Source organism: Rhizobium sp. TBD182 (assembly GCF_001950375.1).
Classification (GTDB): domain Bacteria; phylum Pseudomonadota; class Alphaproteobacteria; order Rhizobiales; family Rhizobiaceae; genus Agrobacterium; species Agrobacterium tumefaciens.
In genome coordinates this window covers 1,651,992-1,663,752 of the sequence record NZ_BDLN01000001.1, presented here as the reverse complement: position 1 = coordinate 1,663,752, position 11,761 = coordinate 1,651,992, and the positions used below count along the sequence as shown (strand labels likewise).

Sequence of the window (11,761 nt, the reverse complement as noted above, 5' to 3'; positions counted from 1 at the left end):
TAGAACCGGGAGGAAGGAAGCATCGGTATGAGGAGTACAGGCGCCGATCTTCAGGAAAAATCACTGCACGAGCGCATCCGCAACGATGTCGAGCGCCACATCATGTCGGGCGAGTGGCCGCCGGGGTACCGTATTCCCTACGAACACGAGATGACCCGGCAATATGCCTGCTCGCGCATGACGGTGAACAAGGCGCTCGGCGAACTGGTGCAGCGCGGCCTTATCGAGCGCCGCCGGCGTCTCGGCACTTTCGTTCGCCAGCCCCATGCGCAATCGGCCGTGCTGGAAATCCACGATATCGAGCGGGAGGTGCAGGCCCTCGGCCTCGTTTACGGTTACCGTCTCGACAGACGGCGACTGCGCCCTGCGGGGGAAGAAGACGGCGCGGCCATGGCGCTTGCCGCGGATGCCTCAGTTCTGGAACTCACCTGCACGCATTTTGCCGGCGGCGTTCCCTTTTGCCTCGAGGAACGCATCATCAATGTCACCGCCGTTCCGGAGGCTGAGGCAGCGGATTTTTCACAGATCGGGCCGGGCACTTGGCTGCTGAAAATGGTTCCCTGGAGTGCCGCGGAACATCGCATCAGCGCAGTTTCCGCTGATCGCAAAAATGCGACCGCGCTCGGCATTGCTTCCGGTGCGGCGTGTCTGGTCATCCACCGCCGCACCTGGCACGGAGCGGATTATGTCACCAGTGTTCGGGTCACCTATCCCGGCGACCGACACGCGCTGGTGGCGCAGTTTTCGCCTTCGCAAAACACCTGAAGACCGCAGGTCGGTCAATTTTTTGTAAAGAAGAGTTTACGGGTCGTCTTTTGGCAATATAATAGTTGTCAAAAGAACTCAGGTTTATTATCGGAACGTCAAGCTTTCACGACGGCATCCGTTCATGGCCCCGGTTTTAATGAACCGGTCAATCTGCGGATGAGTTCATCGACGGAAATCCGGGATAAAAATTATGTCAGCTGAGACCTCAACTTCTTCCGCGTGCTTCACCAGAGCAAACAAAACACGGCATATCTCACTTGCCATGACGGTCACTTTGCTGGCCGGCTTGAGTGCCGGAGCGGTTTTTGCTCAGTCGGCATCCGAGACCCAGATCCAACCAGCACCTGCACCGGCAACGGAAACGATGCAGCCCGCGCAGTCGCCGGCTGAGACGCCGAGCGCTCCGGCAGTCCAGCCTGTGCCGCCTTCCGCTGCCGCGCCCACACAGCCCGCGCCGGCCCAGCCTGCGCCCGCCGCAAGTAATCCCACGCCGGCAGCCGAAGGTGTTTCACCGCAGCCGACACAGACGGAGCAACCCGCTCCGACGAACGGTACGGCAGCGCCGAACGAGGTCTCCACCCCGGTTGAACCGGTAGTCGCCGAACCCGCAAGTGCCGGACATCGTGCTGATATCCCGCACAACCTGTCTCCCTGGGGCATGTTCATGGCGGCAGACTGGGTCGTGAAGGGCGTGATGATCGGTCTCGCTTTTGCATCGCTCGTCACCTGGACGGTCTGGGTGGCGAAGTCTATCGAGCTTGCCGGTGCACGGGTGCGCGCCGGTGCGACACTAAAGGTTATTCGCAGGGCGAAAACCCTGAACGAGGCGACTGAGGCCGTCGAAAAGAAGGGCGGGCCGGCAGCGCTGATGTTGCGCATGGCAACTCACGAAATGCAGCTTTCCGACGCGGTGGTCGAACACACCGACGGCGGCGGGATCAAGGAGCGTGTCTCCTCGGCCCTGTCACGCATTGAAACCCACGCCGGTCGCCGCATGTCGCGCGGAACGGGCGCCTTGGCGACCATCGGCTCCACCGCTCCCTTTGTCGGTCTGTTCGGTACCGTCTGGGGCATCATGAATTCCTTCATCAGCATCTCGGAATCGCAGACCACCAATCTCGCCGTCGTGGCACCCGGCATTGCCGAGGCGCTGCTTGCCACGGCAATCGGCCTTGTTGCTGCTATTCCAGCGGTGGTGATCTACAACGTCTTCGCCCGCTCGATCACGGGATACCGGCATTTGCTGGCGGATGCCGCAGCCGGCGTGGAACGCCTCGTCAGCCGTGACCTCGATTTCCGCCGCATTCCGCCGGGCAGCAGCAGCAAGCCCGCAGTGTCGTTGGTTGGGCGGTGATCGGTCATGGCTGGCGGTATTCGCGAAAATAGCGGAGACGATCTCTCCGAAAACCACGAAATCAACGTCACGCCTTTCATCGACGTGATGTTGGTTCTGCTCATCATCTTCATGGTTGCTGCACCGCTGGCGACCGTGGATGTGAATGTCGATCTGCCCGCATCCACCGCCAAGCCGGCGGAGCGCCCGGAAGAGCCGCTTTATCTGACCGTCAAGGATGATCTGTCGCTCAATCTCGGCAATGATGCGGTTGCCCGCGAAGCCCTGGCAGCGGCGATCGACCGGCAGACGAGCGGCAAGAAAGATACGCGAATTTTCCTGCGCGCCGACAAAGCCGTCGACTATGGCCACTTCATGGAAATCATGAACCTGCTTCGCGATGCCGGATATCTGAAAATCGCTCTGGTAGGGCTGGAAAATGCCGCTGCGGCAACGCAGCCAGCCGGTGCCGTTCCGCCCGCCGCGCCTTCAGTTCCAGGAACCGCGCCATGACTGAAAACGGCTACCCGCAGTCCCGACATTCCCGCCTAGGGGAAGCGGCGTTGTGGTCCGCCGCAGCACTGCTCATGCTGGGCGTTCATGCGGGTTTTGCCTATTACCTGATGCAGGAACCAGAGGAACTGGATGCCGGCGGGCCGCCGCCTGCCGCAATCATGATCGAAATGGCGGCCATACCGGAAGCCGTCAACACCGAGGAAACGACGCCTGCGCAGGACGTTGAAGATGCCGAAGAGGTAAAGAGCGACAACAGCCAGCCGGTAGAGGAAGTCACCCCGGAGGAGCCGCCGCCGCCTGAGCCGGTTGTGGAAACGCCGCCGCCGGAACCCGTGCAGCCGCCGGAACCGCCGGTCGAGGAGATCGTCGAACCGCAGGAAATTCCCGAACCGGTGGAGCCGATCGATCCCGTGCAGGAACAGATGATGGCGGAACTCGAAAATGTCGAGGTTCCCTTGCCCGTCATCCGGCCACCGCCGCCGCCGGTCGAAAAGAAGGTGGAGAAGAAAGAAACGGACGACAAGAAGAAGGTCGAGCGCCAGCGCCCCAAACCGCAACAGGCATCGGAACTGCGCGAAACGGCCAAGGCCGAGACACAGCAATCCGACCGGACGGCGGCATCGCGCAACAATGCCGGTTTCTTCTCTTCATCCTCCGCCTCGCCGGCAAAATGGGGATCGAAGGTTCGCTCGCATATCCAGAGGCGTAAGCCCCGCTCGCTTCGCAGCGATGCGATGACAGCGACCGTGCGGTTCCGGGTTAACGATACAGGCGCCATCAGCGGTGTCAGTGTGGTGCAGTCCACTGGTGATTCCTCCATCGACCAGCAGATTGCGGCCTGGATCCAGAGCGCGTCACCCGTGCCCGCGCCGCCACCGGATGCAAATAAGACAATCACCTTGCCGATCAGCATCCGCTAGATCAATTCCAAGGCCACGTCGCGGTTCTGCTGGAATAAGCTCTTGCCTGGCATGACGCCCTGCCGAAGGGCGAATGCGTGCCCGACCGGTATTCTCGATAAGATATCCATTTGGGCCTGAATTGCATTTCGCGAATGTTTTCGATGGTGTAGGTCTTGTCGACTTAACACGCAGAGGCATTCCGGAATGAAATTCTCAATCGCAGAGGCGGAGGATCTCGTATCCTCTATCTTTGAGCGTAACGGCGTTCTGCCGCAAAACGCCCGCTCCGTGGCGAAGGCGCTCGTGGCATCCGAGGCTGCAGGCCAGGGCGGCCACGGTTTTCGGCGTATCCCCGTTTATGTCCGTCAGGCGCGGGTTGGCAAGGTCAATGGCAATGCGCGGCCGGTGGCAAGTCGTGTCAAACCGGGTGTGCTTTCAATCGACGCTAACAACGGTTACGCCTATCCCGCGATCGACTGCGCCGTAGACGAGTTGCCGGACATGGCCCGGCAGCAGGGCATCGCGCTTGCCGCGATCCATCGCTCCCATCATGCAGGCGTCATGGCACTTACAGTCGAGCGTTTCGCGGAAATGGGCCTCGTGGCGCTGATGTTCGCCAATGCTCCTGCATCCATGGCGCCTTGGGGTGGCACCAAACCGCTCTATGGCACCAATCCGATTGCGTTCGCCAGCCCTGTTGGCGAGGCAGATCCGCTGGTGATCGATCTGGCGCTTTCCAAGGTTGCGCGCGGAAAGATCATGGCAGCCCGCCAGAAGGGCGAAACCATTCCGGGCGACTGGGCGCTTGATACGAATGGCCGGCCCACGACCGATCCCGAAGAAGCCCTAGCCGGAACGATGGTGCCTGCGGGCGAGGCCAAGGGGGCTGCCTTGGCGCTTATGGTGGAGATCATGGCCGCCGCGCTCACCGGTGGAAGCTTCGCCTTCGAGGCCTCTTCCCTTCTGGACGACAAGGGTGCGCCACCCTCTCTCGGCCACACGATCATCGCCATAGACCCCGTATCGTCGGGCGGTGCGGCCTTTACCGAGCGACTGGCGCTTATCGCCGGAGAGATAGAGAAGCAGGAAAACGTGCGTTTGCCCGGTCGGCGAAGCCAGGGCATTCGAAGGCAGGCGCTGGAAAGCGGTATCATCGTCGAAAGCGATATTCTTGCCGAGATTCAGTCGCTGTGAGGAACTGAAAATGAAAACCCGGCGGACCGGAAAGTCCGCCGGGTAAACCGTGTATGGCTGCCTTGCAGTTGCGCCGATAGGCCGGAAATCATTTCCGACCGGCCTTTTGGTCCGCCGTCCCGCCATCAAAATGGTGGGTTTTTGGCGCAGAAAGCAACACATCCGGTTTTGGCTTACGGGAAGGGGACGATTTCGCGTAAGCTTTTGGAGCGAGAGGGAACCTCTAAATATCCTGTTCGATCAGTCCACGCAGCAGGGCGATGCTGACGGCATTCAGCAGATTGGCCGCACCTAGCCTTAGGCGGACCCGTTCCAGAGTATCTTTAACATCCGCTTCGTCCGCTCCCGTTATCAAGGCAATGTGAGAAGGATGTCGGCCCCGCGCAACGAGCCCCAGATATTGCCGCTCACGATCCGAAAGGACGATTTCACGCGCCTGGTGACGTTCATGCTGCGTTTTTGACGACATAGTCTTTCAGCCTCAAAAGAGATTGACCTTCCCAAAGCGGGATGTGGCCTCAGGAACCAGGCAATAAGCAGCTGATCTCGCAGCCAGCCGGTCCCGGCATGGGCATATCCTCGGCGATGAAAGAATGACTGCATCGTCCTTCCCAAAAACCCGAAATCGGTTCTTGTCCAGAACAATGTAAAATTCAAAGCTTTGGAATATTTTCCGTCATGCCCGAAGGCATATTGCGGCGTTCTATTAGGCGGTCTGCCATCTCAAGAGAATAACATCTCACGCCAAGTTTTGCGTTTTTATTGTTATGTTTCGATACATAATCCAAAGAACGCCGACATATTTCCCAAATTTATTTTGGATATATGGAATATTGATGCTGGGAATGGGCCCTATACGGCGGAATGATGCGCGTGTTTCTTGCGAATGTCCGTGGGCGTTGCCCCGAACCAGCGGGAAACGGAACGCGAAAACGCACCCGGCGTAGAATAGCCGAGCCTGTAGCTGATATCGGAAACCGGAAGATCGCTTTCCACGAGGAGCTTGAAGCCGGCATTCTTGCGAATGGCGTCCTTTATCTCGTTGAGATTAGTCCCAAGCTCGGCAAGCCGTCTTTGAAAACTGCGTTCCGACAGGTTGAAATAGGGGGCGATCTCGCTCAGCGAAAGCTCGGCATCCGACAGCCGCACCTGCATGTAACGCTTCACCTGATCGATGAAATGCGTGGCGTCTGCCGATGTCTCCGGCCGCAGCATCCGGCATTGCAAGTTCATCAGCTCGAACAGCCGCTCATCTGCATTTGGGTTGACCACGTCCAGAAGCGATGTGGGAAGACGCATGGTATGGATGGGTTGCGAAAAGCTGACGCGCTTGGTCATTCTTTCTTTAAATAGCTGAATATTAACCGGTTTCGGCCGTTCCAGACCGATCTCGATCAGGTTGACGCGCTCCCCCAGAATATCGCGAAGGCGCTGGATCAGAGCTGTCAGCGACAAATCCACATATTGATCGCGTTTGGCGATGACAGGCGCAAAGGACCACGACAGGGTTACGTGCGCGGCATCCGTGACCATGGTGAAATTGCTGTTATTGGTCGCGTAATAAACGTGATCCTGAAGAAAACGCAGGAAAGCCCGCACTGTCGGCGCGCTCATCAGGCCATATCCGAACGCGCCGGATGCGCCGGCGGGAAAGGTGGACGCGCATTGCAAACCAAAGGCGTCGTCGCCGGAAATCAACGCACATGTCTCGAGCAGGCGGCAAAATCGGTCGAGGCTGATGCGCTCCGTCACGCTGCCGAAAGTGGCGGGATCGATATCGAGAGCCTTGCAGATGGGGGCAATATCGATGCCCCGCGACCGTGCATAATTGGCGACGCCGGCGGCCAGACCGGCCACCACTGTTATCTCGTCGCTGACCCTCTTTTCAGGCATCCCTCGCCTTGGCGTACCATGTTTGGAAATTGTCGCCTGATGGTAAGCGTTGGGAAGCCATTTGTCGAGCAGTTCGGCCTGTGGAGTTTAAATGTGGCGACGGCCGCTCTGCTCAAGCACCTGCATGATGGTTTTGCCCGCATCTTCCATGGCACCGCTATTGTCCACGGTCGTCACATCAAAATCCCCGACGACCGTGAGCGAACTGCGTTCCAGCCGCCGGAGAATATCCTCCCGGCTTTCCCGCCCGCGCTGCTCCAGCCGCTTCGCCAGCACGTCCGGCCGTGCAACGATGTTCACGACCTTGAGGCGTGCAAAGGCGGTGCCGAACTGGGGCAGGGCTGAGCGGGAGCCGTTGGCGATGACCACGTCTCCCGCATTAAGATGACGATAGACGGCGGCCGGAATGCCATATTTCAGCCCGTGCGCCTGCCAGGAAACGGCAAAAGCACCTTCGTCTTCCAGCCGGTTGAACTCGTGCATGGAAACCGCATCGTGATTTTCGCCGCCGGCATCGCCGCTGCGGGTAATGACCCGGCGTGTGAAATGAAAGCCCGGCCGCCCGGACAGCTGCGCTGCGGCATAATCCATCAGCGTGTCCTTGCCGGCCCCACTCGGGCCGACAATTACGATCATGGTTCCGGGCACAGTACCCAGTGTCTGGCCGTCAAGCCGGCTATCCTGTCCGTTGCCGGTCATGCCACGCGTTTGCCCTGACGCCAGACCGAGCGGGCGACGGGAACGCCGTCCTCACGGTGAACTCGGACCAGATCGGCCCGCAATCCCGTTGCGATGCTGCCGCGATCGCGAAGGCCCACCGTTCGTGCCGGCGTGGAGGTAACCATGCGCAACGCTTCCGGCAGAGTGATGGCTTCCACCTGGTCGGCGAGCAGGAACGGTGCGTAAAGCAGGCTGAACGGCACATAGTCGGAAGAGAGAACATCCAGCACGCCAAGTTCGGCAAGATCACGCGCGGCGATGTTGCCGGAATGGGACTTGCCGCGAACGATGTTCGGTGCGCCCATCAGCACGCTCATGCCGGCGCTGTGCGAAGCCTTTGCCGCCTCGACGCTGGTGGGGAACTCCGCGAGTTTCACGCCGTGCCCGATCGCTTCGCCCACATGCGCTTCTGTAGCGTCGTCATGGCTTGCAACGGTTATGCCGCGCTCGGCGCAGCGGGCCGCCAGGTAATCCCGGTGCTTGGCAGAAAACTCCGCCGATGCCGTCTGCCGGCGTCTGACGAACTCGGCGAAAGCCTCGTCGCTCAGTCCGCGCTTCTTCTGGTAATAGAAGATATATTGATCCATCGACTGGAACTGGCGCTGCCCCGGGGAGTGGTCCATCATCGAAATCAGCCGCACACGCGGATCGGTCTCAAAATCTTCGAAATGCTCAAGCACATCGGCGGAGGCGACTTCACAGCGCAGGTGCAGCAGGTGATCTGCCCGCAGGCGGTTCTGATCGGCAGCGGTTTCAATGGCATCCGCCATTTCCCGCATCTCGCCCTTCTTGAACCCGCCATCTTCGTCGGAGCCGAGCCGCAGGCAGTCGAAAACAGTGGTAATGCCTGATGACGCGACCTGCGCATCGTGAGCCTGAATGGCGGCGATCTTATCCCAGATAACCCCGGGACGCGGCGAATAGTGCTGTTCCAGATGGTCGGTGTGCAGTTCCACCAGACCCGGGATGAGGAAATCGCCTTCGAGATCCTCACCGGTCTTGGAGGCGCCTTCGCTGATATCGGCGATCTTGCCGTCACGGATCAGAACGGATCCCAGAATAATATCGTCTTCCAGAACGATACGGGCGTTGGAAAGGGCATGCTCGGTCATGGGTCAGCATCTTTCTTTGGCGGCTGGCCAAGCGGGTGCCAGCGATGAACGGTAAATGGTGCGCCGCGCGTTTTCTCAACGAACAAAGCGAGGCCGGAAATGGTGAGAGGCCGGTCGACGAACTCGGAAAACTTGGTCGAAAGCACATCCTGGATAGCGGGCGCGTCGCTTTCGTCGATGCGGCCCGTCAGCGTCATATGAAAGCGGAAGTCGTCCATGACATGCGGATAACCCCAGAGCGACAGATTTTGCCGCTGGCTTTCGGTCAGGTTTTGCGGGCGCCGGCGGGCAATGTCGGTCTCGGACAAGGGCGCGCGAAAACGGTCGAAATGGTCGACGATCTCAGCGGCAAAATCCTGCAGCGGCTGGTAGGTGCGATCCGGAACGAGCGCGAAAAACGGCCCGAGTGCGCCGATGACAACACGCGGAATATCGAAGACGGACTGGCTGGCCGCAAACTGTTCGAGGGCGGCGACGAGATCCGCTTCGCTGTATTTTTCGGAAAGCTCGAAGGGGGCTTTCAGCGTCGCGTGGAAACCGTAACGGCGCGGCTCCTCGGTCATCTCCGCATAAGCGGCATGGTCATCATGTTGCGCGCCGGAAAAGGCATTGCGTCCCAGCCAGCGCGACGCCGCTTCAGTCAGTGGATGATCTTTAGCCGGAGAAAAATAGATGGCGTAGCGCACGGCAAGCACTCTTCGGTGTCATGGAAAACCTGGATGAAAAGCTATTTGGCGTGACTCGCCCGCTTCCCGCAAGGTCAGGAGTGCGAGGTAATCGCTTTCCGTGACAGAATGATGATGCCCCAGGAAAAAAAGCGCTTGAAACGCTGCGTGTCTCTCGAATGTCCGCAAGACGGATGCTGGCGCATTGAGGGGATGTATCTGACTTTGCAAAGAGGTTCCGGTTTTGCGCACGTCTCGGGAAGCGGGATAGCGAAATCCCGCTCCTGCTTTATGAATTAATGCTGGGTTTTCCCGATCAGGCGCGACCGCAGGGAATTCGAGATGTGGTCGAACAGGAAAACCACGAAGAGAATGAGCAGCACCATATAAGCGACCTTGTCCCAGTCGGCATTGGTACCCATCGCTTCCAGCAGTTTCAAACCGATGCCGCCAGCGCCAACCGCACCGATGATCGTGGCGGAACGGGTGTTGCTTTCCCAGAAATAAAGCGACTGGGAAATGAAGACCGGCAGGACCTGCGGAAGCACGCCGAAACGATTGACGGCAATGGGAGAAGCGCCAACCGATTTGACGCCCTCGCGCTGCTTGTCGTCAACATTCTCCAGCGCCTCGGCATAGACCTTGCCGAGCGCGCCGGTATCGGTGAAGAAGATCGCGGCAATGCCGGGGATCGGCCCCGGACCGAAGCTGCGGGTGAAAAACAGCGCCCAGATCAGCATGTCGATCGAGCGCAGGAAGTCGAACAGACGCTTCATGCCCCAGTTGGCGGCCCTGTTGGCGGTGATATTGCGTGCGGCGAGAAAAGCGAGCGGCAGGGCAACGAGCGTGCCGAACAGCGTGCCCACAAAGGCCATCACCAGCGTCTGCATCAGCTTGGAAAGAATATCGGCGTGCTGCCAGACACCATTGTCGAGGAAATCATCGACCATGTGGCTGATGTTTGAGCGCGTGGGATCGAGCCTTTCCCCCCACAGCGCCAGTGCGGCAAGGTCGCCGTAGCTCTTGCCCCAGAATTCCGATTTGGTATCGAACAGGAAGTTCGCCCATCCGAGGAACCGCCGCTGCACGTAAACCTGGCTGGTGCGGATTTCCGCCTGTCCGGCAAAACCGTAATGCACGAGAACCTTGTTGCCGTCCTGCGTGATCTCTTGCGGCAGGACCTCAGGCGCCAGGGCCTTGTCGCCATTGATGATGACGGGATAGTTCTTGCCGTCGACATAGACGTCCACCCGGGTCGGCGTTACGTCCAGACGGTTTTGCGTGCCCGCGTAAACGACGCTGTAGCCGCCATCCGGCAAGGGTTGCAGCCAGTCGATCGGCGCATCGGCGGGATATTGCATCCGGCTTGACCACTGCGGGTTCACCTTGCCGTCTTCGAAACGAAGGCGTGGCTGGGCCCGCCAGGAATACCAGTCCTGAATGTAGCTCGAAGCGCGATCCCATCGGCCCTGCATGAAAGCGGGGCCGACATTGAAGAAGAAAAAGCAGGCGGTGAGATAGACGAGGACGGCGACAATACCGGTCAGCAAGCCGTATCGCTGCATGAAGCCGCGATTGAAAATTGCGGGATGTGCGGCCGTCAGCCTCTCGCGGTCTGCGGTATTGAGAATGAAGCTGGACGACATCAGGCCGCTCCCCGTCCGAATTCGAAGGATTGATGGCCAATCAGCCTGCGGCGCAACCAGCTGGAAAACTGGTCTACGGCGATGATGGTGATCAGCAGCAGGATGATGATGGCATAGGTCTTGGAGGCGTGATCGTTACCGATCGACAGCCGGAAGACCTCGCCAATGCCGCCACCACCAACGGCGCCGATGATGGTCGAGGCGCGTACGTTGATTTCGGCACGCAGCAATGCATAGGACACGAAATTGGGCAGGACCTGCGGCACGATGGCAAAGCGAACCCGCTCCAGCCAGTTGGCACCCGCGGCACGCAGGCCTTCATCCGCCTTCATGTCGGCATTTTCCACGACTTCGAAGAATAGCTTCCCCAGAGCCCCGATGGTGTGCACGGAAATCGCGATGATCGCCGCGATCGGCCCGATCGATAAGATGGCAGTCAGCAATCCCGCGACGACGATCTCCGGAAAAGCGCGCAGGATCTCCATTACCCGGCGAACCACCCAGCGCACGAGGCCGGCACCGATAAGGTTGGTGGAGGCAAAGAAGCACAGCACAAATGCGAAGGTCGTGCCTATTATCGTCGAGACCAGCGCGATGTTGAGCGTGATGATCAGCTGATAGATGAAATGCGGTATGTAGAAACCGTTGGTGATGTAAACGCGATCCGCGACATAGTTGTATTTCAGCGAACCGTTGTCATAGGGCGACGGCAGGTCGAACATCGCCCGGAAGACCTCGAGCGGGCTATCTGGCACGAATGTTTTCATGAAGTCGAAAAAATATGGCAGGCGCTCGAAGAACTTGCCCGAATTGGCCTCATTGGCGAAATTCAGTGAGGCGGCAAGGACGATGAGGAAGATAACGAGCGACATAACGGTATAAATCCGCCGTGTCCTAAGCTGCTGTTGATAATGACGCATCACCGTTCGGGACGATGTGCTCAATCCCTCAGGCGTGAGGGTACCATGTTGCAGTGTGGTCGCCATGCCGCTTTCCTTTATTGGCAAAAGCG

12 protein-coding genes are annotated in these 11,761 nt (G+C 59.2%); 5 read left to right on the top strand and 7 right to left on the bottom strand.

Features of this window, described 5'->3' with window-relative positions:
- Positions 1-27 precede the first annotated feature (27 nt).
- The 5 genes from hutC (at position 28) to T18_RS08330 (ending at position 4,713) form a co-directional block, all read left to right on the top strand.
- A complete protein-coding gene (gene hutC / locus T18_RS08350) occupies positions 28-765 on the top strand; it encodes a histidine utilization repressor (protein ID WP_019564534.1) in 738 nt (245 codons plus the stop codon).
- Positions 766-958: 193 nt separating this feature from the next.
- A complete protein-coding gene (gene exbB, locus T18_RS08345) occupies positions 959-2,122 on the top strand; it encodes a tonB-system energizer ExbB (RefSeq protein WP_038489411.1) in 1,164 nt (387 codons plus the stop codon).
- Between the two features lie 6 nt (positions 2,123-2,128).
- The gene (gene exbD / locus T18_RS08340; protein ID WP_038489415.1) at positions 2,129-2,614 is read left to right on the top strand and encodes a TonB system transport protein ExbD; all 486 of its coding nucleotides are present in this window, start codon (positions 2,129-2,131) and stop codon (positions 2,612-2,614) included.
- Positions 2,611-3,537, top strand: a complete 927-nt coding sequence (locus T18_RS08335; RefSeq protein WP_038489418.1) for a TonB family protein — start codon at positions 2,611-2,613, stop codon at positions 3,535-3,537. The genes exbD and T18_RS08335 overlap by 4 nt, the downstream gene beginning before the upstream one ends.
- A gap of 186 nt (positions 3,538-3,723) precedes the next feature.
- Positions 3,724-4,713, top strand: a complete 990-nt coding sequence (locus T18_RS08330; RefSeq protein ID WP_019564530.1) for an Ldh family oxidoreductase — start codon at positions 3,724-3,726, stop codon at positions 4,711-4,713.
- 223 nt (positions 4,714-4,936) lie between these two features.
- Here T18_RS08330 and T18_RS08325 read toward each other — a convergent pair whose 3' ends face one another.
- From T18_RS08325 to phnE (T18_RS08295), 7 genes are all read right to left on the bottom strand, one after another.
- On the bottom strand, positions 4,937-5,182 hold the full coding sequence (locus T18_RS08325; protein ID WP_003514469.1) for a LuxR C-terminal-related transcriptional regulator: 246 nt from the start codon (positions 5,180-5,182) through the stop codon (positions 4,937-4,939).
- Positions 5,183-5,565: 383 nt separating this feature from the next.
- A complete protein-coding gene (locus T18_RS08320) occupies positions 5,566-6,606 on the bottom strand; it encodes an AraC family transcriptional regulator (RefSeq protein ID WP_013635267.1) in 1,041 nt (346 codons plus the stop codon).
- A gap of 87 nt (positions 6,607-6,693) precedes the next feature.
- Complete coding sequence (gene phnN / locus T18_RS08315) at positions 6,694-7,305, bottom strand: phosphonate metabolism protein/1,5-bisphosphokinase (PRPP-forming) PhnN (protein WP_038489421.1); 612 nt, start codon at positions 7,303-7,305, stop codon at positions 6,694-6,696.
- Positions 7,302-8,438, bottom strand: coding sequence for an alpha-D-ribose 1-methylphosphonate 5-triphosphate diphosphatase (locus tag T18_RS08310; RefSeq protein ID WP_003514474.1), 1,137 nt, complete (start codon positions 8,436-8,438; stop codon positions 7,302-7,304). The genes phnN and T18_RS08310 overlap by 4 nt, the downstream gene beginning before the upstream one ends.
- Positions 8,435-9,133: a DUF1045 domain-containing protein gene (locus T18_RS08305; RefSeq protein ID WP_038489424.1), complete on the bottom strand. Its 699-nt coding sequence runs from the start codon at positions 9,131-9,133 to the stop codon at positions 8,435-8,437. Before T18_RS08305 ends, T18_RS08310 begins: the two co-directional genes overlap by 4 nt.
- Before the next feature lie 266 nt (positions 9,134-9,399).
- Positions 9,400-10,749 (bottom strand): phosphonate ABC transporter, permease protein PhnE, encoded by a 1,350-nt coding sequence (gene phnE, locus T18_RS08300; RefSeq protein WP_038489427.1) that lies wholly within the window; start codon positions 10,747-10,749, stop codon positions 9,400-9,402.
- On the bottom strand, positions 10,749-11,735 hold the full coding sequence (gene phnE / locus T18_RS08295; RefSeq protein WP_046205506.1) for a phosphonate ABC transporter, permease protein PhnE: 987 nt from the start codon (positions 11,733-11,735) through the stop codon (positions 10,749-10,751). Before phnE (T18_RS08295) ends, phnE (T18_RS08300) begins: the two co-directional genes overlap by 1 nt.
- Positions 11,736-11,761: the final 26 nt, after the last annotated feature.

Excerpts from the sequence above, each read along its gene's own strand:
- T18_RS08310 (WP_003514474.1), bottom strand. The coding sequence starts at position 8,438 with ATGACCGAGCATGCCCTTTCCAACGCCCGTATCGTTCTGGAAGACGAT.
- phnE (WP_038489427.1), bottom strand. The coding sequence starts at position 10,749 with ATGTCGTCCAGCTTCATTCTCAATACCGCAGACCGCGAGAGGCTGACG.
- phnN (WP_038489421.1), bottom strand. The coding sequence starts at position 7,305 with ATGACCGGCAACGGACAGGATAGCCGGCTTGACGGCCAGACACTGGGT.
- T18_RS08335 (WP_038489418.1), top strand. The coding sequence starts at position 2,611 with ATGACTGAAAACGGCTACCCGCAGTCCCGACATTCCCGCCTAGGGGAA.
- T18_RS08330 (WP_019564530.1), top strand. The coding sequence starts at position 3,724 with ATGAAATTCTCAATCGCAGAGGCGGAGGATCTCGTATCCTCTATCTTT.
- T18_RS08325 (WP_003514469.1), bottom strand. The coding sequence starts at position 5,182 with ATGTCGTCAAAAACGCAGCATGAACGTCACCAGGCGCGTGAAATCGTC.
- T18_RS08320 (WP_013635267.1), bottom strand. The coding sequence starts at position 6,606 with ATGCCTGAAAAGAGGGTCAGCGACGAGATAACAGTGGTGGCCGGTCTG.
- phnE (WP_046205506.1), bottom strand. The coding sequence starts at position 11,735 with ATGGCGACCACACTGCAACATGGTACCCTCACGCCTGAGGGATTGAGC.
- exbB (WP_038489411.1), top strand. The coding sequence starts at position 959 with ATGTCAGCTGAGACCTCAACTTCTTCCGCGTGCTTCACCAGAGCAAAC.
- exbD (WP_038489415.1), top strand. The coding sequence starts at position 2,129 with ATGGCTGGCGGTATTCGCGAAAATAGCGGAGACGATCTCTCCGAAAAC.
- hutC (WP_019564534.1), top strand. The coding sequence starts at position 28 with ATGAGGAGTACAGGCGCCGATCTTCAGGAAAAATCACTGCACGAGCGC.